Source organism: Bradyrhizobium sp. BWC-3-1 (assembly GCF_032917965.1).
GTDB classification, from domain to species: domain Bacteria; phylum Pseudomonadota; class Alphaproteobacteria; order Rhizobiales; family Xanthobacteraceae; genus Bradyrhizobium; species Bradyrhizobium canariense_D.
Window position 1 is genome coordinate 2,470,471 of record NZ_CP136625.1, and the last position, 25,840, is coordinate 2,496,310.

A 25,840-nucleotide genomic window follows, 5' to 3' on the forward strand; every position below is an offset into this window, starting at 1 on the left:
ATCGCGTCCTTACATTTGGCTGAGCTTTCCCTTAAGATGGGCGAGCATCCGGGGGTCTGAGCCGTGCGTAGAGACGCGCTTGCCTTTGGTGAATTCTGCCTCGACCGTGCCAACGCGCTGTTGTGGCGAGGCGGGGAGCGGATCGCGCTGGCGCCGAAGCCGTTCGAGGTTCTTTGCTATCTCGTCGGTCGGCCCGGTGAGCTCGTCACCAAGGAAGAGTTGCTCGACGCGGTCTGGTCCGATCTGCACGTCAGCGAGTCGAGCCTCGCCGTTGCCGTGAACGCGCTACGCTCGGTGCTCGGCGACGACAGGCAGTCCCCCAATTACATCGAGACGGTCACGCGGCGCGGCTATCGTTTCATTGCGCCGGTCGCGACCGCCGACTTGCCTGCGATCGAGCGGGCGCCCGAAGAAGAGACCGCTTCCGTCACGGAGCAGGTCGTCGATCGACGCCGGCACTGGAGAGTCGGGCGCACCGGGGCACTCGACACGCTGGAGAAGGCATTGCAACTCGCTCGCACCGGACAGCGTCAGGTCGTCTTCATCACCGGCGAGGCTGGGATCGGCAAGACCACCCTCTTGCAAATGACGCTCGACAGGATGAACCAGCAGGGACTGGGCGTGCTGCATTGTAGCTGCAACGAGTTGTTCGGCACCCATGAGGCCTTTCTTCCGCTGATCGGAGCGCTGAACGAGTGCTGCCGTCGCACCGATGGAGCATCGCTGCTGACGTCCATCCGCGAGCACGCGCCGACCTGGCTCGCGCAGATGCCCGGTTTCCTCGGCGAAGCAGAGCGGGCCACATTCCAGCATGAGGTCTTTGGCGCAACGCGGGAGCGCATGCTGCGCGAATTTTCCGATCTCATGGAACATCTCGCTGTCACGCGACCATGGGTGATCATCCTGGAAGATCTGCATTGGAGCGACTTTGCCACCGTGGATGTGCTCTCCCGGCTGGCGCGGCGGGATCGGAGGGCTTCTATCCTCGTGCTCGCCACCTACCGGCCGATGGAAGTCGCCGTCGGCGGACATCCTATCCGTGCCGTTCATCAGGACTTGCGGATTCACGGACACGCCACCGAGCTCGCGCTCGATCGACTCACCGGCACCGATGTCGAACGCTATCTGTCCCTGCGCTTCAGCTCGGCCGATTTCGCCAGAGAGCTGGTCGAGCGCATCTTCGCGCGAACCGGGGGGCATCCTCTGTTCGTGTCGTCTCTGCTCGATCATCTCGTGGCGCAGGGTGCACTGGTCGAGCACGAATTGGGCTGGCGGCTGGTCAGCGAAGACGCGGCCTCGCATGACAGCATGCCGCGCGATCTGGAAGGAATGATCAAGCAGCAGATCGATCACCTCACCGTGGACGAGCGCTGCCTGCTCGAGGTCGCCAGTGCGGCGGGAGCGGAGTTTTCCGCGCTCCATATCGCCGGTGCGCTGGACCGTCCCGTGCTGGATGTCGAGCAGATGTGCGAGGACCTGGCACGGACCGATCGCATTATCGTCGGGGCCGGCATGACCGAGTGGCCGAACGGAAGCGTCTCCGGTCGCTATGCGTTCCAGCACGCGCTTTACCAGGAGATCCTCTACCAGCGGCTCGCACCAGCGCGCTGCGCGAAAACCCATGCGCTGCTTGGGGCGGGGCTCGAGCAGGGCTATGGGCCGCAGGCTGCGGAGATCGCCGCCGTTGTCGCGCGCCATTTCGAACTGGGCCGTGATTTCCCGAAAGCGATGCATTATCTGGGCGCGGCGGCCGAGGGCTCGGCGCGAAGGTTTAGCACGCGCGAGGCCGCCAATTACCTGTCCCGCGCCTTGGAGCTGGTGCCGCATCTGCCGCCGGAATTTCGGGTGACGACACGTCTGAAGTTGCTGCTTCAGCGCGCCTGGGCCTGGCGGGCCAGTGGAGATTTCCTGAATTCCCTGCAGGATCTCAGCGCTATCGTGGCGCACGCGGCGGAGAACGGGCACGTGCGCGAAGAGGTGAACGCGCTGGTCGATCTCAGCAGATTCTGTCTTTACGTCGATCGGCGCCAGAGCCTGCCTGTTGCGGAACAGGCCCTTATCAAAAGCAGGGCGATCGACGACGCCGCATTCAGCGCTCTGGTCCAGGGCAACGTTGCCAATCTGAAGCTGATGCTCCGCGGCTGGGATCGTGAGAATGCGGACCTTGCCGAGCGTGCGTCAGCACTGATCACCGGAGAGCAGGATCTGAGCATGCGGCTGCGACGCTGCTCGATGGAAATGGTGCTGGAGTTTCTGCGCGCGAATTATCCGGCCTGCTGCGATGCGACGACCAGGGGAAAGGAGCTCGCCCGCCTGGTCGGTGACGTCTATCTGTTCGTGCTTTATGAATCTGTCGAGGCGTTTGCCCAGATTTATCTCGGCGAATGGGGCCAGGCGCAACGAAACCTCGTCTCCGCGTTGGCTATCTCGGAGCGGAATGCAAATCCGCAGGCCGTCGCGCTGTGTCATCTCGCGATCGGATGGCTGTACTCCGAGGCGGAGGAATATGGCAGCGCGTCACGGCGTGCGGAGGATGCGCTCGGCCCGATGATCGAGGCCAATCCGTTCACCTTCTTCGTTGGCAGGAATCTGCTGGCGCGAGCTTATGTCAGGATGGGCGACCTGGCTCGGGCGCGGCAGCATCTCGATGCGATGGAGCGGCGAATGGAGGTCGACCGGGTGCCGATGGAGTCGCTGGTCATCCCCCATTATCTGCTGACTTGCTGCGACTATTGGATCGCGATCGGCGATCTGGACCGTGCCCAGGGCTCGGCCAGCCAGTTTCACGAGGTGACGAGCGCGGCACCTGACCGGCCGTTTCTCGCGCTGTGCTACGAGGCCATGGCGAGAATTGCGATGCTGAAGCACGATGCGCAACTCGCCGGCGGGCATCTGTCGGCGGCCATGTCGATCCTCCGCCATGCCAGGTTGCCGCATGCCACCTGGCGGGTTTACCGCACGACCGCGGGGCTCTATGAGAGCCTCGGACAAGCGCAAAGGGCTGCCAAGTGGCGGGACCGCTCCTGCCAGGTGATCGCATCGCTGGCAGAGACGCTTGATCCCAATGATCCGCTGCGCTCGGCATCCTTTTTCGACGCAGGCCGGGACACCGGGCCCGATATTGCGGGACGCTGATCGGCTCAATCCGGCAGGTCCGCGATCTCTCGCGGTTCGCCGGGCCGTTGCTTGACCTTGAATTGATTTTGCTGCTGCCGCAGCGTGCGGGAGGCACGGTAGGCATCCCTGCGCAATCGCATGATCGAGCCGAGCGGCCGATGCGCGGCGAGACATCGCCATGGATCGAACGAAAGCACCTCGTCGGAATAGACGCGACGCGCGGGGCTGTCGGCGGTCTGGCGCGGAAGCGTGATCTTGCCGAGTGCTTGCGGCGGCGCGACGTCTTCAGGCCAGTCGATCGAGGCATCTTCGATCGGTGTTCGCTCGAGGTCGGTGCAGAGCTGGGCGAATAATTCGTACTCGGCCGCATTATCCTTGAAGAAGGCAACGACGCTGTTCAGCACGGCATCATCGGCATCGTGGCAGGGTCGGCCGGTGAGTTGGCGAACCGACGCCGACATCGGCATCAGGCGAAGCCTTGCGATATAATCGCCAAACCGCAATGCACCCTCGGTGTGAAAGGTCTCTCCGAGGATGTTGCTGCCGGCATCACCGAGCGCTTTCAAGACGATCGGGATCGGAATGCCTGTTCTGTCCGATGCGGCGACCAGGGCGCGCGCCAAAAAGCCTATGGGTCCGTACGCCAGATCAGGCAGGAACAGGGTGTGCTCGACCTTGTGCTGTGCGCGCATATAGGCCATCGCATCCGCGAAATAGCTGGGGTGATTGACGAGCAGGAGATCCTGGTTCGTCGAATCGTCGTCGCCGAGCGCCTTAGCCCCCGTCACACCCAAAACCTTGATGGCAAACCCTCGCGGCGAACGTACACGATCGCTCCTGTTGAATGCGGTGGAGAGGCGGACGATGATCGGGAAGTGGCCAGCCTGCTTGAACAGGCCTTGGCGCAGATGATCCGGCAAATTGTCGTAGACGATCAGCTCGCCCCGGAGATAGCCGGCGCCCTTGGCGTGCTGCTGCCGGGTCCCATGCTTGTCTTTGCGAAAAGTGCGATCACTCGTTCGCGAAATCGAAGCAACGATCTCCTCGACCGCCGCCGCTTCCTCCGGCAGGATGTGTTCGACGGACGGATCGTAACGAAGATACTGATCGGCTGACATGGCGCTGATCTCCAGCCCGAAGGTCGCCTTCCCATTGCAAGCGTCGACGGCCGCAGGGCGGATCACTGTAAGCCCGTCCAGTCGGGATCGGCAACCCGAGAGCGAGTTGTGATTGCCTGGACAAGCCGCGGGATGAGGCATCCTGTTACCGACGCGATCACACGGTCGATGCTAGGCCAGCGGCGTCTCGTAAGTCCTTATGGGCTCCTTATGTTGTCCTGATTTTTTCCTTAAGGCCGGGCCGGCGAGCGGGGGTCCTGGCTGGCGTCTAAAGCGACAGCCACACGATCAGGCTCATGCAGGCCAAATGCGCGAGTAAGATCGCGGCGAGATGCAGCGGGCCAGCGTTGAGACGGAGCCCGCGCATCCCGCCGCCTCCGCCTAGTTCGATCCCGCGGCCGCAGCGGTGAAGCTGCGGTCGACGGCTTTGCTGACGTCGAGCTTCTTCGGCAGGATGCCGTAGCGCGTCGAGCGGTCGGAGGCTTCCTGCACCTCCTTCACGACGTTCTCATCGATCGGAATCGGGCTGGTGCGCTGCGCGGTATAGGCCGAGAGCAGCACGTCCTCCGGTAGCTTGGTCAACTCGGCCGTGCTCTTGGCATACTCGCCGAGATGATCCAGCGACCACAGCCGCGCCTTGTTCAGCCGCTGGACGAGGTCCTGCACCGCCGCACGCTTGCCAGCGATGGCGCTGTCCGAGGCGACGATAAAGGTGATGGTCGGCGTCAGGCCTTCGCCGTTGGCGATTACCCGGGCCTTGTCCTTGAGCGTCGCGAACGAGACGTAGGGCTCCCACACCGCCCAGGCATCGATCGAGCCCGCGACCAGCGCGATCTTGGCGTCGACCGGGCCGAGCGGCGCGAACGTCGCGTCCTCCAGCCTGATCTGCGCCTTCTCCAGCGTCGCGTCGATCAGGAACTGGCCCCAGCCGCCGCGCGTGCCGGCGAGGCGTTTTCCCTTGAGATCGGCCGCCGATTTGATCGGGGAATCCTGGCGCACGAGGATGGCTTGTGTCTTGGCATCTGACCTTGTGCCGCCGATCGCCTTGATCGGCGCGACGGCCGCGTAGACGGAAAGGAATGAAAGGTCGCCGGTGTAGCCGACGTCGAGCGCGCCGGCGTTGAGCGCCTCCAGGATTGGAGCTGCCGCGGGGAATTCCGACCACTCGATCTTGTAAGGCAGATCCTTCGCGTAGCCCGAGATCTCGAGCAGCGAACGATTGCCGCCCTTCTGGTCGCCGACCCGCAGCACGACGGCATCGGCTGCGAACGACGCCGCGGCCGTCGACAGGGTGATGGAGGCGGCAAGCAGCGATGCAGCGAGCCGGCGCGCGATGGAATGATCGAGGGAGTTGATGCTCATGTGGCCTGTCTTGTTGCTTTGCCCACGACGCGTGAGCGAACGATGCAGCGAGACGATCAAGTCTATGGCCGCATGATGCGCGGTCAATGAAATGGCTAACCGTATTGCGCGCGCGATCGGCAAGGACGTTTCGGCGAGGCGCCGATTTCGAGAACGTGCGGTATGCGCCACTGATGCTGCGCAAAAATGAAGCAGGAGAGGGAGTAGCCCCGTGCTCCGTCAATCGATCCATCGGCGGAAATCCTTTCGTCGTCCTCGCACGCACCGGTGGAGAGAATGACTTCGCTTCGTGCCACATTCGAAATTCCATTTCATTGACGATACGGCGAACGCGCCGCATGATTTGCGCATCGCATCAAGGCACCGAGCAGGCGCCGGCGAAAAGATTTTCTCTCGACGCAGGTCCGCACGGAACAGGCGCAACGCAAGCTGTTGTGCCGATGGCGGAGCCGTGCCAGCGCAGGAGTGTTGACGGATGAACGACGACGACAAGCGCGACGGATCGAGGCTCGACCGGCGCCATTTGCTTCAGGCGGGATTAGCTGCGGCATTCGCTGCGCCGCTCGGTGCCTTCGGTGCAGCACAGGCCTTTGCGCCGCGGACAATCGCGCCCGGCGTCGATCTCTCGGAGTTTCCGCTGTGCCGGACTGCGTCGGATGTGCCCGCGCTCACCGGCGCGCCGCGCAAGCTCAAGCTATCCTGGAACGCGGGCGCGGTCTGTCTCGCCCCGGTGCCGGTCGCCATCGAGCACGGCTTCTTCCAGAAGCATAATCTCGACATCGAGCTCATCAATTATTCCGGTTCGACCGACCAGCTGCTCGAGGCCATCGCAACCGGCAAGAGCGATGCCGGTCTCGGCATGGCGCTGCGCTGGCTAAAGCCGCTGGAGCAGGGCTTTGATGTGAAGATTGCCGCCGGCACCCACGGTGGCTGCATGCGGGTCCTGACCCGCGCCGATTCCAGCGTGAGCAAGCTTGCCGATCTCAAGGGCAAGATCGTCGCGGTCGGTGATCTCGGCGGCCCAGACAAGAATTTCTTCTCCATTCAGCTCGCCAAGCTCGGTATCGATCCGAACAAGGATGTCGACTGGCGCGCCTATCCCGGCAACCTTCTCAACGTCGCCGTCGAGAAGGGCGAGGTGCAGGCATTCCTGTCGTCCGACCCGCTGGGTTATCTCTGGCTCAAGGACAGCCAGTACAAGGAGGTCGCCTCCAATCTCGATGGCGAGTATCGCGACAAGAGCTGCTGCATCCTCGGCCTGCGCGGCAGCCTGGTGCGCGAGGAGCCGCTGGTCGCGCGCGCCCTGACGCAGGCGCTGCTTGATGCCGCGATGTTCACCGCGCAAAATCCGTCTGTGACGGCGAAATCGTTCCAGCCTTACGCGCCGAAGACGGCGTCGCTCACGGATATCGAGGGCATGGTGCGCTACCACACCCATCATCATCATCCCGTCGGCGAAGTGCTGAAGCGCGAGCTCAAGGCCTATGCCGACGATCTCAAGAGCGTGCAGGTGTTCAAGCAGAGCACCGACACGGCCAGATTCGCGGAGCGCATCTATGTCGACGTATTCGCTGTCTGACGGCCTTGCCTCCGGCGCGCCGAGTCTCTCGCGCGCACCCTGGCTGACGAGCTGGGTCCGGGACTCCGGTGTCGGCATTCTCGCCAGCGCGGCGTGGATTGCCTTCGGCCTGTCCTGCCTGTGGTGGGAGGACGTCGGCGAGTGGTCGCGGACCCATTCGCTCGGCATTGCCGCGTTTGTCATCGCAGCGATCGCGTTGTTCGGGACGGTCGGTGCCGATTACCTCGGTTCGACGGGCCGGGCCTTGCGCCAGCGCGCGCCGTGGCTCGTCGTGCTCGGCGTTGTCCTGACCCTGTGGGAAGTCGCGACGGCAAAATTCGCCTGGCTACCGTTGCCGTTCTTTCCGCCGCCGCAATCGATCATCGAGGTCTACACCGACGATCTGCCAAAACTGCTCGACAGCGTGTTCGCCTCGGTCAAGCTCCAGCTCGGCGGCTATCTGATCGGCGCGACGGTCGGCTTCCTGACCGGCGTCTCGATCGGCTGGTCGCGCGCGGTCGGCTATTGGGTGCATCCGGTGCTGCGCTTCATCGGCCCGTTGCCGGCGACCGCCTGGCTGCCGATCGCCTTCTTCACCTTTCCATCGAGCTGGAGCGCCTCGACCTTTCTGATCGCGCTGGCAACGGGCTTCCCGGTCACCGTGCTGACCTGGTCGGGTGTCGCGAGTGTGAGCAATGCCTATTACGACGTCGCGCGGACGCTCGGGGCAAAGCCGTCCTTCCTGGTGCTGAAGGTGGCGATCCCCGCGGCATTGCCGCACGTTTTCGTCGGCCTGTTCATGGGGCTCGGCTCGTCCTTTGCCGTGCTCGTCGTCGCCGAGATGATAGGCGTCAAGGCAGGGCTCGGCTGGTACCTGCAATGGGCGCAGGGCTGGGCCGCCTATGCCAACATGTATGCGGCGCTGATCGTGATGTCGTTGCTCTGCTCCGGCGCGATCACGCTGCTGTTTGCGATCCGCGATCGCCTGCTGGTTTGGCAAAAGGGGACAGTGAAATGGTAGCCGCAACCGCACTGGCTGACTTCGACGCTCACCCGGCGGCCGGTGCCGCGCTCGACATCGAGCAGGTCAGCCACGCCTTCGACATCGACGGCGCCGAGCTGCCGGTGCTCAGCGACGTCAGCATCTCCGTCGAGCCGGGCGAGTTCGTTGCGCTGCTCGGCCCCTCCGGCTGCGGCAAGTCCACGCTGCTGCGCCTCGTCGCAGGCCTCGACAAGCCCTGGTCCGGAACGCTGCGCGAGGACGAGGCGCGCATCACGCGACCGCACCCGTCGCGCGTCGTCGTGTTCCAGGATCCCACCTTGTTTCCTTGGCGCACGGTCTGGGACAACGTCGCGCTCGGGTTGGAGGCGCAGGGCATCTTGAAGAGCCAGCGTCATCGCGTCGATGCCGCGCTCGATCTCGTCGGGCTATCGTCCTTCCGCAATGCCTATCCGCACCAGCTCTCGGGCGGCATGGCGCAGCGCGTCGCGCTGGCCCGCGCACTGGTCAATGACCCCAAAATCCTCATCCTCGACGAACCGCTCGGTAAGCTCGACTCGCTGACCCGCATCACCATGCAGGCCGAGCTGGTCTCACTGTGGCAGCGCAAGGGTTTTACCACGCTGCTGGTGACGCATGACGCCGAGGAGGCGCTGGTGCTCGCCAACCGCGTCATCGTGTTCAGCGACCGCCCGGCGCGTGTGAAGGCAGACATCCGTGTCGACCGGTCCTATCCGCGCCATCGCGGCGATCCGTATCTGGTGGATTTGCGCCGCCAGATCCTTGGCCTGCTCGGATTGGACGCCACATGGTGACTTCGATCGCCAAGGGCCGCGCGGCGCATCACGAGCCCGACTACATCGCACGTGCCGAGGCGCTGGCCGAGACTTTCGCCGCCCGCGCGGCCGAGCACGATCGCACCGGCAGCTTCCCGTTCGAGAACTTTCGCGAGCTTTCCGAAGCAGGCCTGCTGTCGCTGACGGTGCCTGCCGCCCATGGCGGGGCCGGAGCTGGCGCACGATACGCCGCCCGCGTCCTCGGCATCATCGGCAAGGCCGATCCGTCGACCGCGCTGGTGCTGTCGATGCACTACATCAACCATCTGGTGATGGCACGGAGCCCGACCTGGCCGGCGCGGCTGTCGCGCAAGCTTGCACGCGAGAGCGTCGAAGGCCTTGCGCTCGTCAATGCGCTCCGCGTCGAGCCCGAACTGGGCTCGCCTGCGCGCGGCGGCCTGCCCGCGACCATTGCACGTCGGACCGAGACCGGCTGGCGGCTCTCGGGGCACAAGATCTATTCGACGGGATCGCCGATCCTGAAATGGTATCTGGTCTGGGCGCGGACGGACGAAGCCGAGCCGCGCGTTGGACAGTTCCTGGTGCCGGCGGGCCTGCCAGGCACGCGCATCGTCGAGACATGGGATCATCACGGCCTGCGGGCCAGCGGCAGCCACGACGTCATCTTCGAGGACGTCGTGATACCCCTCGATGCCGAGATCGATGTGCGCGAGCCGGCGGACTGGCGCGCACCTGATGTGGCGCAGGCGACGGTCCACACGATCTTTGTCGCCGCGATCTATGACGGCGTTGCGCGGGCTGCACGCGACTGGCTGGTCGGGTTCCTGAAGCAGCGGGTCCCTGCCAGCTTGGGCGCGCCGCTTGCGACCTTGCCGCGGGCGCAGGAGATCCTTGGCGCGATCGAGGCGCGGCTCATCGTCAATGCACGGCTGATCGCATCCTTTGCCGGTGATTTCGATGACGGTGTCGCGCTTTCCGCGGCCGAGTCCAACGTCATCAAGCTGGCCGTCACCAATAACGCCGTCGCCGCGGTCGAGAATGCCTTGTCGCTGACCGGCAATCACGGCCTGTCCCGCGCCAATCCGCTGGAGCGGCACTATCGCGACGTCCTGTGCGGTCGCGTGCACACGCCGCAGGACGATTCCACGCGCACCGGCCTCGGCCGTGCCGCATTGGGCCTCTAGCCTGCCGCCAAAGATTCAGGGAGAACATCATGTCGGTCGAGTTCATCGGCTTTATCGCCAACAGCAATGCTTCCGAGACCATCGTACGCCAGGGCCCGGTGCTCGATGCCGCCTATATCGAGACGGTCGCGAAGGCGCATGAGCTCGCGGGTTTCGATCGTGCGCTGCTGGCGTTCCATTCGACCACGCCCGATGCGCTCCAGGTCGCACAGCATGTGCTGACCATCACCAAATCGTTGAAAGTGATGATCGCGCAGCGACCGGGCTTTACCGCGCCGACGCTGCTCGCGCGGCAGCTTGCGACGCTTGACCAACTCTATGGAGGCCGCGTCTCGCTCCACGTCATCACCGGCGGCAATGCAGCCGAGCTCAGGCAGGACGGCAATACGCTCGACGACAAGGACGAGCGTTACGCCCGCACCAGCGAGTTTCTCGACGTGGTGAAGCTGGAATGGACCAGCGAGAAGCCGTTCAACTACAGCGGAAAGTACTACAACGTCGAGAACGGTTTTTCGCAGGTGAAGCCGCTGCAGAAGGCCGGCATCTACACCTTCGTCGGTGGTGGCTCTGACGCTGCGATCGACGTCGCGGGCAAGCATGCCGACACCTTTGCGCTGTGGGGTGAATCCTATGCGCAGGTGCGCGACGTCACCTCGCGGGTTCACAATGCGGCCGTCAGGCAGGGCCGTCGGACGCCGCGCTTCAGCCTCTCGGTGCGGCCGATCATCGCTCCGACCGAGAAGCAGGCCTGGGAAAAGGCGGACGAGATTCTTGCGCGCGCCACCGCGCTCCAGGACAAGACCGGCTATCGCAAGCCCGCCGACGGCCATGCCACCGCTGGCGCGCGGCGTCTGCTCTCGCTCGCCGACCAGGGCAGCCGCATCGACAAGCGGCTGTGGACCGAGATCGCAAAGCTCACCGGCGCCAACAGCAACACCACCGCGCTGGTCGGCACGCCCGAGCAGGTCGCCGAGGTCTTCGGCGACTATTACGACCTCGGCGTCAGCCATTTCCTGATCCGCGGCTTCGATCCGCTTCCCGATGCCATCGAGTATGGCCGTGAGCTGATCCCGCTGACGCGCGAGCTGATCGCCAAGCGCCAGGCTGTTCGCGGCGAGGCGGCGGAATGATCCGTCTCATGCTGGCCGACGCGATAATGTTCGGCTGGTCGCGGACGAGCAGAGCGAAATCGACCTCTACCTTCACTGGGGTCTGATCAAGCAGAAGCTCGAGGCGGCCGAGATCGCTACTGCGCAGAGCCGGGACCCATGCCGCACAGATGCTCCCGGTGAGATAGGCCCCGGCTCAGCAGCGTACCACTGCGTGATGCGCTGCGTCCGGGGCACGAGATCTCAAAAGGCTCTCAAGCATCCGTGAAGCGGGCAGAGCGCATTCCAACCCGGCCGGATTTCGCGATGCGTTTGTTCTGCGTTTCATGCCAGCGACAGCACTCGCATTGCTATTTGCACCAACTCCCTTGCAGCACGCCCGGTGTCCTCAAAAATCATCCAGACGACCACATCGGGAGACCGGCCATGGGCCTGCAAGAAACAAAAATCGAATCGCTTCCCTTCGTCACCGCTGAACTCAAATACCTCGCGCCGGTTTCGGGCAAGCCGCGCACTTACGCCTTCGATCCACCGCCTGGCGAGCCCAAAAGCACGTCATTGCCGGAGCCGCATCAGGTACCGATCTTCGATGCCCGGCTGATCGCACAAAACATCTCGCTCGACCGCGAAGGCTTTGCGCTGGTGCGGCATCCACATCAGGTGAAGGACTTCTCTAATGAGGAGGAAATCAAGGCGGTCTACTATCCCGCCGTCGAGGCCTTCCTGCGCGCAACGCTGAAAGCCGACCGCGTCGTCATCTTCGACCATACCGTGCGCAGGCGCGTTGAGGGTGCCGCGGACATCCGCGACGGTGGCCCGCGTCAGCCGGCAACGCGCGTCCACGTCGACCAGACCGTCGTCTCAGGCGCCAACCGCGTGCGTGAACATCTGCCCGACGAGGCCGAAGAGTTGCTGAAGGGCCGCGTCCAGGTGATCAATCTGTGGCGGCCGATCCGCGGTCCCTTGCGAGATTCGCCGCTGGCGATGGCCGACGGCACGACGGTGGCGCCCGACGACCTCGTTGCCTCGGATCTGATCTATCCCAACCGTCGCGGCGAAACCTATTCGGTGAAATACAATCCGAACCATCGCTGGTTCTATTTCCCCGAGATGACACCGGACGAGGCGCTGTTGCTGAAGTGCTACGATTCCGCGACCGACGGCCGCACCCGCTTCGGGCCGCACACCGCGTTCGTCGATCCGACCACGCCGGCCGATGCCGCGCCGCGCGAGAGCATCGAAGTCCGCACACTGGTGTTTCACAAACAGTAACAAACTGTGATGGCACTGCCGGGCGCGGCCCGGCAGTGGCTCAGGAACCCGCGGGAACCGCCAAACGTTTGCGCCGGGGGCAGGCCAACCCGGAGGGGTGCCGTGCGAGCGCAGACCACGTTATTTTCTTGCCTTGCTACGTTTTCGCTTTCTGCAGTTTCCTTTGCCCAGGCCGAAAGCGGGCTTGCCTCCTATTACAGCTACGGAAAAGCCGGGAAAGGTGAGCTGACCTGCGCGCACCGGACGCGTCCGTTCGGAAGCGTGCTGAGGGTGTCCTACGGCAGCCGCTCGATTCAGTGCCGCGTCAACGATCGCGGCCCCTTCATCCGCGGCCGCATCGTCGATCTCTCGGTGCCGGCTGCCAAGGCGCTGGGCATGATGAGCGCCGGCGTGGTGCGGGTCTCGGTGGAATAGACCTGCCAGCGCGCTATAGTGCCGCCCAAAGCGGGGGGCGCTATGGCCAGGATCAGGGTGGGACTCGTCGGCTGCGGCTTCGTGTCGGAGCTGCATATGTATGCGTTCCGGCGCGTCTACGGGGTGGATGTCGAGGTCGCGGCGGTCGCTGCGCGCGGCGACCATGTCGTCGAATTCGCCGGCCGCCACCAGATCCAACGGGTCTATCGCAGCTTCGCCGAGCTGATCGCAGACCGCGAGCTCGATGTCATCGACATCTGCACGCCGCCCAATCTTCATGCGGGGATGATCGTCGCCGCCATGCAGGCCGGCAAGCATGTGATCTGCGAAAAGCCGTTCGCCGGCTATTTCGGCCGCGACGGCGACCGGCAGCCGATCGGCAGGCATGTGCCGAAGGCGCTGATGTATGAGCGCGTGCTGGAAGAGATGGACGCCACGCGTGCCGCGATCGAGCGCACCGGAAAGCTCTTCATGTATGCCGAGGACTGGATCTACGCGCCGGCCGTGACCAAGACCGCGGAGATTCTGAGAGCGACCAAGGACAAAATCCTGTTCATGAAGGGCGAGGAGAGCCATTCCGGATCGCATGCGGCCCATGCCGCGCAATGGGCGATGACCGGGGGCGGCTCGCTGATCCGGATGGGCTGCCATCCGCTCTCGGCGGTGCTGTATCTCAAGCAGGTCGAGGCCAAGGCGCGCGGTGAAACCATCCGCATCGCCAGCGTCAGTGGCGATGTCGGCAATGTCACGGCCATCCTCAAGCCGGAGGAGCGCACCTACATCAAGGCCAATCCTGTCGACGTCGAGGATTGGGGCACGCTGACCGCGACGTTTTCGGACGGCACCAAGGCCACCGTGTTCTCCGGCGACATGATCATGGGCGGCGTGCGCAATCTGATCGAGACCTACACGTCAGGCGGCTCGCTGTTCGCCAACATCACGCCGAATAATCATCTGATGAGCTACCAGACCTCCGAGGAGAAACTCGCCTCCGTCTACATCACTGAGAAGGTCGATCGCAAAACCGGCTGGCAATATGTCTGCCTCGAAGAGGAGTGGACGCGCGGCTATCTCCAGGAGATCCAGGACTTCATGGAATGCGCCGCGACGGGACGGCAGCCGCTGTCGGACCTCGCGCTGGCGTACGAGACAATCAAGGTGAACTACGCGGGATACTGGGCGGCGGAGGAGGGACGAAAGGTGGTGATGTAGGGCGTGATGAACTCACTGAGCTAGCCGCAGGCACGGTGCCAATCCTTCTCCCCTTGCGGGAGAAGGTGGCATAGGCGGCCTTCGGCCGCCGTTCTCAAGAACGCCGAAGCGTAGCTTCGGCTATAGCGCCGGATGAGGGTTCTCTCCGCGGTTTAAAATGAGAGAGGTTTGCTCGCGGAGGCAACCCCTCACCCGTCTCGCCGTTTCGCGGCGAGCCACCCTCTCCCGCAAGCAAGGGGGAAGGGTGCACCGTCGGCGCGGCGCGTAGCCTCACGTCCCGTAGGTCGAGCCCTTCGGCAGCGGAAACACCGGGTCCCGCGTCCGGATGTTCGTCGGCCACACCACCGAGATGTGTTCGCCGGCATTCTGCATCACCACCGGGGTCGAGCGCTCGTTCTGGCCGGACATCGGCGTGCCCGGCGGGAAGAATTTCACGCCATAGCCCTGGATGGTGCCGCCGGCTGGAATGTCGACGTCGAGCGCGGCCTTGCGAATGGCCTCGGGCTCGAAGCTGCCGTACTTCTCCTTGGCGACCGGCAGCACGTTGTTGAGCAAGATCCAGGTCTGGTTGAAACCCATCGAGCAATGCGGCGGCACGTCGGTGGCGCTGGTCTTGGCCTGGTAGCGCGAGACCATGGTCTTGGTCAGGTCGCCGATTCCAGGCGCGAGCTTGGAGGCATCGAGCAGTTGCGCCGGCACCGGATCGATGTTGCAGAAATTGTCGATGTCGGGGCCGAAGGTCGCGCGCAGCTTGTCGAGCTGGCTGTAGCCGGCGCCCGCGCCGAACAGCATCTTGAAGCGCAATCCGCTCTCGCGGGCCTGGCGCAGGAACAGGGTGATGTCGGGGTTGTAGCCGGCGTGCGAGATCACATCGACCTTGGCGCGCTTGAGCTTGGTCACGAGCACCGAGAGATCGGGCGCGGAAGCCGAATAGCCTTCGCGCATCACCACCTGGATGCCCGCCTGCTTGGCATAGGCCTCGTCGGCCGCCGCGACGCCGACGCCGTAAGGGCCGTCCTCGTGGATCAGCGCGACCTTGACGTCCTTCGGGTCCATGCCGAGCTTGCCTTGCGCGTGCTCGGCGACGAAGCCCGCGAAGGCCTGGCCGTACTGATCGGAATGGATCTGCGCGCGAAACACATATTGCAGGTTCTTGTCCTTGAACACGGCGGTCGAGACCGCGGTGGTGATCCAGAGGATCTTCTTCTGCTGCTCGACCTTCGCCGCCATCGGCACCGCATGCGCGCTGGAATAGACGCCGTTGATGATGTCGATCTTTTCCTGGCTGATCAGCCGCTCGGCCTCGTTGATGGCGACGTCGGCCTTGCTCTGAGAGTCCGCCGCGACCGGCACGATCTTGGTCTTGCCGCCGATGCCGCCCTTTTCGTTGACGAGGTCGATGGCGATCTGCGCGCCGACCGAGGAGGCGACCGAGCCGCCGGCGGCAAACGGACCGGTGAGGTCGTAGATCAAGCCGATGCGCAAATTCTCGGCTTGCGCCTGGGCCCGTGTCCAATCGAGGCTGAGTGCGGCGGCGGCAGCCGCCGAGCTCTTCAGCAGCTGCCTGCGTGAAGTGGGCATCCTATCCTCCCTCAAAGATCGTCTTATGATTTAGTCTTGTTATTCTTTTTCGAAGTATGGGGAGCGGGGCGGCGGAAAGTCAACATGGCGAAAGTCGGGGTCCGGTCTCCGCGACGCAGAACGCAATTGCGAAATGGGTGATGAGCGCGCCCGTTGCTGTTTCAAGCGACGGGCAAGATAGCCAGCGGTCTTCCCGCCGGCCGCGGCGACCTCTCGCGGCGTCCCCGACGACACGATACGGCCGCCTTCCTCGCCGGCGCCGGGACCGAGGTCGATGATCCAGTCGCTATGAGAGACGACATCCATGTCGTGCTCGACCACGACCACGCTGTTGCCGGCGTCCACGATGCGCTCGAGTTGGGCGATCAGCCGCTCGACATCCCTGGGATGAAGACCGGTGGTCGGCTCGTCCAGGACATAGAGCGTGTGACCGCGTTGCGGCCGCATGAGCTCGGTCGCAAGCTTGATGCGCTGGGCTTCCCCGCCCGACAATTCGGTGGCGGACTGACCGAGACGAATATAGCCGAGCCCGACCTCGCGGACGACCGATAGCGACCGGTTGAGGGTTGGATCTTCGTGGAAGAATTCGAAGGCTTCGTCGACGCGCATCGCCAGCACATCCGCGATGGATTTTCCGCGGATCTTCACCTCCAGCGTCTTGTCATTGTAGCGCGCGCCCTTGCAGGTCGGGCAGGGTGCGTAGACGCTGGGCAGGAACAGCAGCTCGACGCAGACAAATCCTTCGCCTTCGCAGGTGCTGCATCGGCCCTTCGCGACATTGAAGGAAAAGCGCCCGGCATCGTAGCGGCGGGACTTTGCCTGCGGCGTCACGGCGAACAGCTTCCGGACGTGGTCGAACAGGCCGGTATAGGTTGCAAGGTTGGATCGCGGCGTGCGGCCGATCGGCCTCTGATCCACCACGACGAGACGATCGACCTGGTCGAGGCCGGCGACGATCTCGCCGCCCAATGTCTCGACCGTGGGTGCCAGGCTATCGTCGTCCGCGTCCGCAGCCCGTGCATGGCCGAGATGCTCCGCCATGGCATCGACGAGGAATTGGCTGATCAGGCTCGATTTGCCGGAGCCCGACACGCCGGTCACGCTGGCGAGAACGCCGAGCGGGATATCGACGTCGAGGCCGCGGAGATTATTCCGGGTCACACCCCGGACTTTCAGATGCGCCTTCGGCTGGCGGCGGACCATCGGCAGCGGCTTTCGTGGATGCGCGAGATAATGGGCGGTTCGCGATTGCGCGACCTGCCCGAGTCCTGAGGGCGGTCCGCTATAGAGGATGTTTCCGCCGCCTTCGCCGGCATCAGGCCCGACATCCACCAGCCAGTCGGCATGCTTGATCACCTCGATCTCGTGCTCGACCACGAAGATCGAATTGCCCGCGTGTTTCAGCCGGTCCAGCGCCCGCAGCAGCGCCTCGGTGTCGGCAGGATGCAGACCCGCCGACGGTTCGTCGAGCACGTAGACGACGCCGAACAGGTTGGAGCGGACCTGTGTCGCAAGCCGCAGCCGCTGCAACTCGCCCGGCGACAGCGTTGGCGTGCTGCGCTCGCAAGCGAGATAGCCGAGGCCGAGGTCGAGCAGGACGGCCAACCGCGCCGACAGATCCTCACAGATCCGCCTGGCGACGATCGTCTTCTCCGATGCCCCATCCGTCGAAGCCTTTGTGAAAGGCTTCATTACCTCCTGCAGCTTCTTGAGCGGCAGATGAGACATCTCGGCGATATCAAGTCCGGCGAATTTGACCTTGAGCGCCTCGGGCTTCAATCGCGTGCCGTGGCAAGTCGGGCAGTCCTGGGTGATCATGAATTGCGCGACGCGGCGCTTCATCATCGCACTCTCGGACTTGGCAAAGGTCTGCATCACGTAGCGCTTGGCGCCGGTGAACGTGCCCTGATAGCTCGGCTCCTCCTTGCGGCGCAGGGCCCGTTTGGCTTCGGCCAAGTCGTAACCGGCATAGACCGGAACGGTCGGCTGCTCCTCCGTGAACAGGATCCAGTCGCGGTCCTTCCTGGGCAGCTCACGCCAGGGCTTGTCCACGTCGTAGCCCAGCGTGGTCAGGATGTCCCGGAGGTTCTGTCCCTGCCAGGCACTCGGCCAAGCCGCGATGGCGCGCTCGCGGATGGTCCTGGTGTCGTCGGGCACCATGGACTTTTCGGTGACGTCGAGCATCCTGCCGATACCGTGGCAGGTCGGGCAGGCTCCTTCCGGCGTGTTTGGCGAGAACGATTCCGCATAGAGCATCGGCTGTCCGCGCGGGTAATCGCCGGCACGGGAATAGAGCATCCTGAGCAAGTTCGAGATGGTCGTCACGCTGCCCACGGACGACCTCGTCGTCGGCGCGCCGCGCTGCTGCTGGAGCGCTACGGCGGGCGGCAGGCCTTCGATGTCGTCGACCTCAGGGATCTGCATCTGGTGGAAGAGACGGCGCGCGTAAGGCGACACCGATTCCAGATATCGCCGTTGCGCCTCGGCGTAGATCGTCCCAAAGGCGAGCGAGGACTTTCCGGAGCCCGACACGCCGGTGAACACGACGAGGGCGTTGCGCGGAATACTGACGTCGACGTCCCTGAGGTTGTGCTCACGCGCACCTCGTACGCGAACGAAGCCGTCGTCTTGCATCAGGCCATCGGGGTGTCTTGATCGGTCGTCCATCTCGCTGCTCCGGCCCACGCATGGGAGATAACGGCAGGATCGCAGGATGGGTCCACAGATGCCAGCGCACCGGTTGCGTTCTGCACAAAGCGAAGGCCCGCCGCGATTGAAGCGACGGGCCATGCAAGGGCGATGGGGCGCTCGGGACGGGGCCCTGGTGCCCCAGCGTGGCGTGTTACTGCGACAGCTTCACGAAGCTCGGAAACTTCAGCTTGCCCTCCGCGATCTTCTCGGGCCAGACCACGACCTGCTTGGAGTCCTGCCACTGGAAGACCAGACCGGATACGGTCGTGGGACCGGACTTGATGCCGTGGGTGAACTCGTCGTCCTTGCCGTAGAACTGGATGCGGCCGATCGTGCCCTCGTAGTCGGTCTTTTCGAGCTCAGCGACCATCTTGTCCGGATCGGTCGAGCCGGCGCGCTTGATCGCCTCCGTGATGAAGTAGACTTCGTCATAGGCGGTGTAGCCGGTGTAGGCCGGCGGCGAGCCGAACTTGGCCTTGAAGGCGGCCGCGAACGGCTTCGTCTTGGAGGTCACGGCGACGTCGGGCGTTGCGACCGCCAGCGACGGCACGCCGTCGGCGGCGCCATTGGTGTCCTTCCAGAAGGTCGGGCTCAGCGCCTGCGCGCTGATGCCGAACATCGGGACCGGCACCTGCTGGTTCTTCCACTGCACCGTCGGCTGCACGCCGACATGCGAGATGCCGGTGACGATCACGTCCGGCTTCTTGGCCTCGATATTGTTGAAGATCGGCGTGAAGTCGGTGGTATCGGGCGAGAACCGCACGTGCTCGACGACCTTGAGGCCTGCTTTCGGAAGACAGGCTTCGTAGCCGACGTCGAGCGGCTTGGTCCAGGCGGCGTCCTCGCTCATGATCGCGGCCGTCTTGAACTTGAGCTTCTCGACCAGCAGATCCTTGGCGGCGTCGCAGACGAGCTGCGCTTGTGCGGCCGAGGTCAGATAGCCGTGGAAGGTGTATTTGTTCTTTTCGTAGTCGTTATGGATCGCCTTGGTGATCTCGTTCGAGGCCGCGCCGGGGGTGATCAGCGGCATCTTCAGCCGCGCTGCCCAGGGCTCGAGCGCCAGCACGACCTCGCTGATATAGCTCGCGATCACGGCGGAGACTTTGTCCTCGCTCACCGCGCGCTGGAACGCGCGCACCGAGTCCGCCGAGGAGCTCTTGTTGTCGTAGGTCACGATCTCGATCTTGCGGCCGAGAATGCCACCCTTGGCGTTGATCTCGTCGGCGGCGATCTGCGCGCCGCCGGGCGTCGCGGCACCAGCGATCGACTGCACCTCGGCGATGACGCCGATCTTGATAGGATCGTTCGACTGCGCATAGGCGGGAGCAGCAAGGCACAGCGCCAGCGCGGAGGCGAGGAGGAAGCTGCCGCTCAAACTCTTCGATGGTCGCATGGTCGTTTCCTTTTGCTTGTTTTGTTGTTGGTATGGGCGAACTAGAGAAAATCGGCGCCAGCCTCCGCGGCGAAGCGGCCCGGATCGCCCTCCCAGACGATCCTCGCATGCTCGAGCACATAGACGCGGTCGGCATGCGGAAGCGCGAAGGTCACGTTCTGCTCGCCGAGCAGCACCGTAATCGACGTCGTCTGCCGCAGCCTCGTTAGGGCCTTGGACAGGAGTTCGAGGATGACGGGGGCGAGACCCAGCGTCGGTTCATCCAGGATCAGGATCTGCGGCTGCATCATCAGCGCGCGGCCGATCGCAAGCATCTGCTGCTCGCCGCCGGAGAGCGTTTGCGCCATCTGGCCCTGACGCTCTTTCAGGATCGGGAATAGCTCGAACAGCCAGGCGAGCTGTGCCGCGCGCTTGTCGTCGGCCAGATGTTGCCCGCCGAGATCGAGGTTTTCGCGCACGCTCATCTCGCCGAACAGCTCGCGCGATTCCGGGCACTGCACGAGGCCGCTGCGGGCGATCTTCGCCGGCGTCGTGCCGCGCAGCTTCTCGCCGTTGCGCACGATCTCGCCGCTATAAGGCAGGAAGCCCGAGATGGTGTTGAACAATGTGGTCTTGCCGGCGCCGTTGAGACCGACGATCGAGACGAACTCGCCCTCATGGACGTGGATCGAGACGTTCTCCAGCGCCTGCGCCTTGCCGTAGAACACGCTGACATTCTCGACCTGGAGCAGCGGCACCTTGTCCTTGAAGCTGGTCTCGGGCCGCGCATGGGTCTCGATGGCGCCGCCGAGATAGACCCGCCGCACCGTCTCGTTCTTCATGACGTCCTCGGCCTTGCCGGTGACGATCTCCTCGCCGAGATACATCGCGAGCACGCGGTCGACCAACGCCGCGACGCTCTTGACGTTGTGGTCGACCAGCATCACCGCGCGGCCCTCGTCGCGGAAACTGCGGATCAGGTCGGAAAACATTTCGACCTCGGCCCGCGTCAGCCCGGCAAAGGGCTCGTCCACCAGCACGACCTTGGGATCGCGCGCGATAGCCTTTGCCAGCTCGAGCCGGCGCAAGTCGGCGAAGGGCAGCGTCGGCGGGCGGCGGTTCATCACGTTGCCGAGCCCGACGCGATCGGCGATCCATTTGGCGCGCTCGAGCAGCGCCTTGTCCGGAAACAGCATGAACAGGCTGTCCGGCAGCAGCGCGACCATGATGTTCTCCAGCACAGTCTGCCGGTTCAGCGGTCGCGAATGCTGGAACACCATGCCAAAGCCCTTGCGCGCGATCTTGTGCGCCGGCAAGCCCGCGACGTTCTCGCCCTCGAATACGACTTCGCCTGATGTCGGGCGTTCGATGCCCATGACGCTCTTCATCGCGGTCGATTTGCCCGAGCCGTTCGGCCCGATCAGGCCAAAAATCTCGCCGCTATTGACCTCGAAGCCGAGGTTCTTCACCGCCGTCAGTCCGCCGAAGCGCTTGGTCAGGCCGCGGACTTCGAGCACGGCCCGGTTTGAAGATCGCATATCCATCACGAGCGCGCCTCACGCGAGAGGGCCGCTCCGAGAAAGCCGCCGGGGAAGAACAGCACGACGAGCAGCGCGACAGCTGAGACGATGAAGGTCGCGAGCTCGCCGGTGGGCCTGAGGAATTCGCCGGCGACGATCAGGAAGATCGCGCCGAGTGCCGCGCCAAGCACGGTGCGCCGGCCGCCGAGCACGGCTGAGACGATCACGTTGACGCCGACCGCGACGTCGACGACGGTGCCGACCGAGGCGGTGCCGAAGTAGAACACCAGCAGCGCGCCTGATAACCCCGAGAAGAACGCACTGACGATGAAGGCGGCGAGCTTGTGCTTGACGATGTTGAAGCCGAGCGCGCCGGCCTGGACCGGGTCCTGGCCGCTGGCTTGCAGCACCAGGCCAACAGGCGATTGCGACAGGCCATAGAGAATGGCCGCCGAGATCGTCATGAAGCCGAGCGCGATCCAGTAATTGACGCCGGCGTTGATGGAGATGACGTCGGGAATGGTCAAGCCGATCTCGCCGCCGGTGAGGTCGGCAAACACCACGATGAAATTCTGCAGCATCAGCACCGCGACCAGCGTGGTCAGGCCGAAATACGGTCCGCGCACCCGAAGCGCCGGCAGCGCCAGCACGAGGCCGGCGATGACGGAGGCGAGCGCGCCGAGCACGATGCAGAGATAGACTGACCAGCCGAACTGGGCATTCAGGATGCCGGCGGTGTAGGCGCCGACGCCGATCAGGAAGGTCGGCCCGAAATTGACCTCGCCGGCGAAGCCGAACAGCAGGTCCCACGCCATTGCAAACACGCCGAAATAGAAGGCGACGGTGAGAAGCCCGAGCACGTAGCCGGAGACGTAGAGCGGCAGCGTCGCCGCGATGACGACGAGCGCGAATGAGATGAAGAACAGGCGTGTCGTAAAGAAGCTGGCCATCTCAGCGCCTCCCCAGAAGGCCCTGGGGCCGGATGTACATCACGAACACGAGCAGCAGCAGCGCCGGAATGGTGCGGTAGGCCGGCGAGACCAGATAGGCCGTGAGCGTTTCGAGATAGCCGACCACGAAGGCTGCGATCAGCGAGCCGGAGACGCTGCCGAGGCCGCCGAGCACGACGATCGAGAACGCGCTCGCGGTCAGCGGTCCGACGCTGTAGGAGCTGACGCCGAGAAACATTCCGAGCAGCACGCCGGCGATGCCGGCGAGGATGCCGTAGATCGCCCACACCACGACGTAGATGTTGGTGAGCTCGAGGCCGAGCAGGGTGACGCCGCGTGGGTTCATCGAGGCCGCCAGCACCGCCTTACCGGTGCGGGTGCGGTTCACCAGGAGCCACAACAGAGCGATGACGAAGCAGCACACGATCGCGGTAAAGATCTCGTTCCTGGGCGTGCGGACGCCGAGAATCTCGACCACGCCCTCGACGATCGGCAGCACGGTCTTGGCGTTGTTGGTGAACAAATAAGCGATCACCTCCTGGATCATGATCCCCCATAGCAGCGTGCCGGTGAGGACGAAGATCTCCTTCTCTTCATTCGGGATGCGCCGGGAATCCTGGATCGGCTTCACCACCGCGAAATAGGTCGCAAAGGATGTAAGGAGGGCGACACCGACGCCGATCAGTGCGCCGGCATAGGTGCCGACATTCAGGATGCTGGCGGCAGCCCAGGCCGCCACCGCTGCCGCCACCATGATGGCCCCGTGGGAGAGGTTGAGGACGCCGGAGACGCCGAAGATCAGCGTGAAGCCGGTGGCACCGAGAGCATAGAGAGCGCTGATGGCAAAGCCATCGATCAGAATCTGGAAAGCACGCATCTAGGGTTGGCAATCCGATTTATGAGAGACGATGTTGCTGGAGCAACGTGCTGCGGGGCCGCATGTGGAAGCTCCCGGGAGCTGGTCCCGGGAGCGTGTCCTGCTAGTTCGAGAGCTTGATGAAGCTCGGGAACTTGACGTCGACCTTGGCGACTTCCTTGGGCCAGACCGCGCTCTGCTTGCCGTCCTGCCATTGCAGCATCAGCCCGGTGATCAGGCCCTTGCCGTATTTGATCGAGTGCGTGAACGGATCGTCCTTGCCGTAGAACTGGACACGGCCGATCGTGCCTTCCCAGTCGGTCGTCTCCAGAGCGGCGACCAGCTTGTCGGCGTCGGTCGAGCCCGCGCGCTTCACCGCATCGGCGATGTAGTAGACCTCGTCATAGGCGGTGTAGCCGGCATAGGAGGGATAGTTGCCGAACTTCTTCTTGAAGGCTTCGGCGAACGGCACTGATTTCGGCGTCACCGCGACGCCTGGGCCGGAGACGCCCTGGTAGAGTACGCCCTCGGCCGCCTGATTGGTGTCCTTGCCGAAGGTCTCGTTGGTGGCCTGCGAGGAGATGCCGAACATCGGGATCGGCACCTGCTGGTTCTTCCACTGCACCGTCGGCTGCACGCCGACATGGGAGATCCCGGTGATGATCACGTCGGGCTTGGAGCCTTCGATCTTGTTGAAGATCGGCGTGAAGTCGGTGGTATCGGGCGAGAAGCGGATGTGGTCGAGCACCTTCAGCCCGATCTTGGGCAGGCATTCCTCGTAGCCGATGTCGAGCGGCTTGGTCCAGGCGGCGTCCTCGCTCATGATGACCGCGGTCTTCATGTGCATCTTGTCGACGAGCAGGTCCTTGGCGCCGTCGCAGACGGAAAGCGCCAGCGCGGCGGAGGTCAGATAGCCGTGGAAGGTGTACTTGTTCTTCTCGTAGTCGGCATGGACGCTCTTGCTGATCTCGTTGGAGGCGGCACCGGGCGTGACGAACGGCGTCTTCAGCCGCGAGGCCCAGGGCTCCAGTGCCAGCACGACTTCGCTGATGTAGCTGGCGATGACCGCATTGACCTTGTCCTCGTTCACCGCGCGCTGGAAGGCGCGCACTGAATCTGCCGAGGAGGAATGATTGTCGTAAGAGACGATCTCGATCTTGCGGCCGTCGACGCCGCCATTGGCGTTGATCTCGTCGGCGGCGAGCTGTGCCGCCTGGGGGATGGAGGCGCCGGCAATCGCCTGCGCTTCCGCGATCACGCCGATCCTGATCGGGTCGGCCGCAAGCGCCGCGCCTGAGCTCATCAACACAGCGGCCGCGGCGGTACCGAGTGCTATTCGCAACGCAACAGAGAGCGGTTTCTTCATCTTGTTCTCTCCCTTAACAGGCCTCTTATGAGCCATTGTGCCGCGACTATACCGGCGGAGACATTCTCGGCAAGTGAAACCGCGTTCAGGATTGTGAGGCACGAACTAAAGTCTAGCGCTGGGCAATAGCGGGCAGGAAAGCTGTCGGACCCGTTTCACGCGCAGGCATGCAGATTTCGTCGGTAGGCATGCGCAGCTATCGCGGGCGCACAGCAACCGGAACGCTGAATTGCGATGCCGTCGCGTCGGCTCAGCGCGCTTGCAGCAGCGATGGATCGAGCGGCGCGAGCCGGGCCGGATCGAATGGCGAGATGTCGACGTTGCGCGTCGCACCTTCCGCGATCAATTGCGCCATGGCCTCGCCCGTGGCGGGCGCATTCAGGATGCCCCATACATTGTGCCCGGTCGCAACATACAGACCTTCACTTTGCGGCACCTTGCCGATCAGCGGCAGGCCGTCCTGTGTCACCGGCCGGAAGCAGGCTTGCCGCGCAATGATCCTCTCGGAGCGGAACAGGGGCGACAGCCGCTCGGACATGGTTTGCAGGCGCGCGATCGCGTCGTGGTCCGGCGTCACGGCAGCCGGATCCAGCGGAAGCGGCGCGATGTCGGAGAGAGCGGTGATATGCGTGCTGCCGTCGGCGCGAGGGAAGACCTCGATCGACACGGCACTGCCATTCTCTTCATACTCCAGGAACAGCGCATCGGCCGGCGCATCCGTGCCGGTGTCGTACACGATGCTCGGGCTGCGCTGGCCGTAGACGGCGGGCAGGCTCATCCATTGCGCCGCGAGCAGCGACCATGGTCCCATCGCGATCACGACGGCGTCCGCCTCGACGATGCCGCCGTCGACCTCGACGCCCGTCGCGGTGGTGCCGTTCGCATCGCGCATGATGCCGGTCACCTGGCCGGGACGAAACTCGGCGCCTTCCGCGAGCGCCGCGTTCATCACGGCTACGGTGAATTTTTTGGGGTGAACGATCGCGGCGGTCTCCATCGTGCCGATGCGCTGGGCGATGATGACGCCGTTGCTGAGCCAGCCGAGCGCGGACGGTGCATCCCGGCGCGGGTGGCCATCGGCGGCAACGAAGCCGCTATAAGCGGTCATCGGGCGATAGCCCCAATCGCCTGCGATCTGTTCCGGCAGCTGCGCATGGATCGCAAAGCTCCGTCGCGCCAGCGCATCGAGCGGCGAGCCCTCGCACCAGTCGCGCGCGAGGAAGCCGCCCGCCTTGCCTGATGCTGCGGCCGCGACGTCTGCGCGCTCCACGACGATGACGTCGATGCCGCGGCGGCGGAGAAACCAGGCGGTGCAGGCGCCGATGACGCCGCCGCCGCAGATCACAACGCGCATGAATGCT

Annotated in this window: 19 protein-coding genes; 9 read left to right on the forward strand and 10 right to left on the reverse strand. The window is 64.2% G+C overall.

What is annotated here, in order from left to right:
- Nucleotides 1–63: 63 nt before the first annotated feature.
- The gene (locus RX329_RS11980; RefSeq protein WP_085385145.1) at nucleotides 64–3,135 is read left to right on the forward strand and encodes an ATP-binding protein; all 3,072 of its coding nucleotides are present in this window, start codon (nucleotides 64–66) and stop codon (nucleotides 3,133–3,135) included.
- Nucleotides 3,136–3,140: 5 nt separating this feature from the next.
- Here RX329_RS11980 and RX329_RS11985 read toward each other — a convergent pair whose 3' ends face one another.
- Nucleotides 3,141–4,235 (reverse strand): catalase family protein, encoded by a 1,095-nt coding sequence (locus RX329_RS11985; RefSeq protein WP_085385215.1) that lies wholly within the window; start codon nucleotides 4,233–4,235, stop codon nucleotides 3,141–3,143.
- A gap of 381 nt (nucleotides 4,236–4,616) precedes the next feature.
- Entirely contained in the window at nucleotides 4,617–5,597 is a 981-nt protein-coding gene (locus tag RX329_RS11990) for an ABC transporter substrate-binding protein (RefSeq protein WP_317245882.1), read from the reverse strand.
- Nucleotides 5,598–6,072: 475 nt separating this feature from the next.
- Here RX329_RS11990 and RX329_RS11995 point away from each other — a divergent pair, with 475 nt between their 5' ends.
- From RX329_RS11995 to RX329_RS12030, 8 genes are all read left to right on the forward strand, one after another.
- A complete protein-coding gene (locus RX329_RS11995) occupies nucleotides 6,073–7,176 on the forward strand; it encodes an ABC transporter substrate-binding protein (protein WP_085350230.1) in 1,104 nt (367 codons plus the stop codon).
- Nucleotides 7,154–8,176, forward strand: a complete 1,023-nt coding sequence (locus RX329_RS12000; protein WP_085385146.1) for an ABC transporter permease — start codon at nucleotides 7,154–7,156, stop codon at nucleotides 8,174–8,176. The genes RX329_RS11995 and RX329_RS12000 overlap by 23 nt, the downstream gene beginning before the upstream one ends.
- The gene (locus RX329_RS12005; protein ID WP_085385147.1) at nucleotides 8,170–8,970 is read left to right on the forward strand and encodes an ABC transporter ATP-binding protein; all 801 of its coding nucleotides are present in this window, start codon (nucleotides 8,170–8,172) and stop codon (nucleotides 8,968–8,970) included. The genes RX329_RS12000 and RX329_RS12005 overlap by 7 nt, the downstream gene beginning before the upstream one ends.
- A complete protein-coding gene (locus tag RX329_RS12010; RefSeq protein ID WP_085395017.1) occupies nucleotides 8,964–10,136 on the forward strand; it encodes an acyl-CoA dehydrogenase family protein in 1,173 nt (390 codons plus the stop codon). Before RX329_RS12005 ends, RX329_RS12010 begins: the two co-directional genes overlap by 7 nt.
- A gap of 29 nt (nucleotides 10,137–10,165) precedes the next feature.
- Nucleotides 10,166–11,266, forward strand: coding sequence for an LLM class flavin-dependent oxidoreductase (locus tag RX329_RS12015; RefSeq protein WP_085360719.1), 1,101 nt, complete (start codon nucleotides 10,166–10,168; stop codon nucleotides 11,264–11,266).
- Between the two features lie 405 nt (nucleotides 11,267–11,671).
- Nucleotides 11,672–12,517 (forward strand): CmcJ/NvfI family oxidoreductase, encoded by an 846-nt coding sequence (locus RX329_RS12020; protein WP_085385148.1) that lies wholly within the window; start codon nucleotides 11,672–11,674, stop codon nucleotides 12,515–12,517.
- Between the two features lie 102 nt (nucleotides 12,518–12,619).
- On the forward strand, nucleotides 12,620–12,931 hold the full coding sequence (locus RX329_RS12025; protein WP_026233379.1) for a septal ring lytic transglycosylase RlpA family protein: 312 nt from the start codon (nucleotides 12,620–12,622) through the stop codon (nucleotides 12,929–12,931).
- 42 nt (nucleotides 12,932–12,973) lie between these two features.
- A complete protein-coding gene (locus tag RX329_RS12030; RefSeq protein WP_085395016.1) occupies nucleotides 12,974–14,143 on the forward strand; it encodes a Gfo/Idh/MocA family protein in 1,170 nt (389 codons plus the stop codon).
- A 270-nt stretch (nucleotides 14,144–14,413) separates the two neighbouring features.
- On the opposite strand, the gene RX329_RS12035 is transcribed toward RX329_RS12030, so the two are convergent.
- The 8 genes from RX329_RS12035 to RX329_RS12070 form a co-directional block, all read right to left on the reverse strand.
- Nucleotides 14,414–15,724 (reverse strand): ABC transporter substrate-binding protein, encoded by a 1,311-nt coding sequence (locus tag RX329_RS12035; protein ID WP_018457488.1) that lies wholly within the window; start codon nucleotides 15,722–15,724, stop codon nucleotides 14,414–14,416.
- A 39-nt stretch (nucleotides 15,725–15,763) separates the two neighbouring features.
- Nucleotides 15,764–18,391, reverse strand: a complete 2,628-nt coding sequence (gene uvrA / locus RX329_RS12040) for an excinuclease ABC subunit UvrA (protein ID WP_317245883.1) — start codon at nucleotides 18,389–18,391, stop codon at nucleotides 15,764–15,766.
- 175 nt (nucleotides 18,392–18,566) lie between these two features.
- Nucleotides 18,567–19,808 carry an ABC transporter substrate-binding protein gene (locus RX329_RS12045; protein WP_026233382.1) on the reverse strand — a complete coding sequence of 414 codons (1,242 nt, stop codon included), beginning with the start codon at nucleotides 19,806–19,808 and terminating at the stop codon, nucleotides 18,567–18,569.
- 41 nt (nucleotides 19,809–19,849) lie between these two features.
- Nucleotides 19,850–21,331 carry an ATP-binding cassette domain-containing protein gene (locus tag RX329_RS12050; protein WP_026233383.1) on the reverse strand — a complete coding sequence of 494 codons (1,482 nt, stop codon included), beginning with the start codon at nucleotides 21,329–21,331 and terminating at the stop codon, nucleotides 19,850–19,852.
- On the reverse strand, nucleotides 21,331–22,257 hold the full coding sequence (locus tag RX329_RS12055) for a branched-chain amino acid ABC transporter permease (RefSeq protein WP_085350215.1): 927 nt from the start codon (nucleotides 22,255–22,257) through the stop codon (nucleotides 21,331–21,333). The genes RX329_RS12050 and RX329_RS12055 overlap by 1 nt, the downstream gene beginning before the upstream one ends.
- A gap of 1 nt (nucleotide 22,258) precedes the next feature.
- On the reverse strand, nucleotides 22,259–23,134 hold the full coding sequence (locus RX329_RS12060) for a branched-chain amino acid ABC transporter permease (RefSeq protein ID WP_018457493.1): 876 nt from the start codon (nucleotides 23,132–23,134) through the stop codon (nucleotides 22,259–22,261).
- A gap of 103 nt (nucleotides 23,135–23,237) precedes the next feature.
- Complete coding sequence (locus RX329_RS12065) at nucleotides 23,238–24,479, reverse strand: ABC transporter substrate-binding protein (protein WP_085350214.1); 1,242 nt, start codon at nucleotides 24,477–24,479, stop codon at nucleotides 23,238–23,240.
- Between the two features lie 250 nt (nucleotides 24,480–24,729).
- Nucleotides 24,730–25,833 carry an NAD(P)/FAD-dependent oxidoreductase gene (locus tag RX329_RS12070; RefSeq protein ID WP_085385150.1) on the reverse strand — a complete coding sequence of 368 codons (1,104 nt, stop codon included), beginning with the start codon at nucleotides 25,831–25,833 and terminating at the stop codon, nucleotides 24,730–24,732.
- Nucleotides 25,834–25,840 lie beyond the last annotated feature (7 nt).

Coding starts and splice junctions, on each gene's coding strand:
- RX329_RS12055 (WP_085350215.1), bottom strand. CDS start 22,257: ATGGCCAGCTTCTTTACGACACGCCTGTTCTTCATCTCATTCGCGCTC.
- uvrA (WP_317245883.1), bottom strand. CDS start 18,391: ATGGACGACCGATCAAGACACCCCGATGGCCTGATGCAAGACGACGGC.
- RX329_RS12015 (WP_085360719.1), top strand. CDS start 10,166: ATGTCGGTCGAGTTCATCGGCTTTATCGCCAACAGCAATGCTTCCGAG.
- RX329_RS12030 (WP_085395016.1), top strand. CDS start 12,974: ATGGCCAGGATCAGGGTGGGACTCGTCGGCTGCGGCTTCGTGTCGGAG.
- RX329_RS11990 (WP_317245882.1), bottom strand. CDS start 5,597: ATGAGCATCAACTCCCTCGATCATTCCATCGCGCGCCGGCTCGCTGCA.
- RX329_RS12000 (WP_085385146.1), top strand. CDS start 7,154: ATGTCGACGTATTCGCTGTCTGACGGCCTTGCCTCCGGCGCGCCGAGT.
- RX329_RS11985 (WP_085385215.1), bottom strand. CDS start 4,235: ATGTCAGCCGATCAGTATCTTCGTTACGATCCGTCCGTCGAACACATC.
- RX329_RS11995 (WP_085350230.1), top strand. CDS start 6,073: ATGAACGACGACGACAAGCGCGACGGATCGAGGCTCGACCGGCGCCAT.
- RX329_RS12070 (WP_085385150.1), bottom strand. CDS start 25,833: ATGCGCGTTGTGATCTGCGGCGGCGGCGTCATCGGCGCCTGCACCGCC.
- RX329_RS12005 (WP_085385147.1), top strand. CDS start 8,170: ATGGTAGCCGCAACCGCACTGGCTGACTTCGACGCTCACCCGGCGGCC.
- RX329_RS12020 (WP_085385148.1), top strand. CDS start 11,672: ATGGGCCTGCAAGAAACAAAAATCGAATCGCTTCCCTTCGTCACCGCT.
- RX329_RS12060 (WP_018457493.1), bottom strand. CDS start 23,134: ATGCGTGCTTTCCAGATTCTGATCGATGGCTTTGCCATCAGCGCTCTC.
- RX329_RS12010 (WP_085395017.1), top strand. CDS start 8,964: ATGGTGACTTCGATCGCCAAGGGCCGCGCGGCGCATCACGAGCCCGAC.
- RX329_RS12065 (WP_085350214.1), bottom strand. CDS start 24,479: ATGAAGAAACCGCTCTCTGTTGCGTTGCGAATAGCACTCGGTACCGCC.
- RX329_RS12050 (WP_026233383.1), bottom strand. CDS start 21,331: ATGGATATGCGATCTTCAAACCGGGCCGTGCTCGAAGTCCGCGGCCTG.
- RX329_RS12045 (WP_026233382.1), bottom strand. CDS start 19,808: ATGCGACCATCGAAGAGTTTGAGCGGCAGCTTCCTCCTCGCCTCCGCG.
- RX329_RS12035 (WP_018457488.1), bottom strand. CDS start 15,724: ATGCCCACTTCACGCAGGCAGCTGCTGAAGAGCTCGGCGGCTGCCGCC.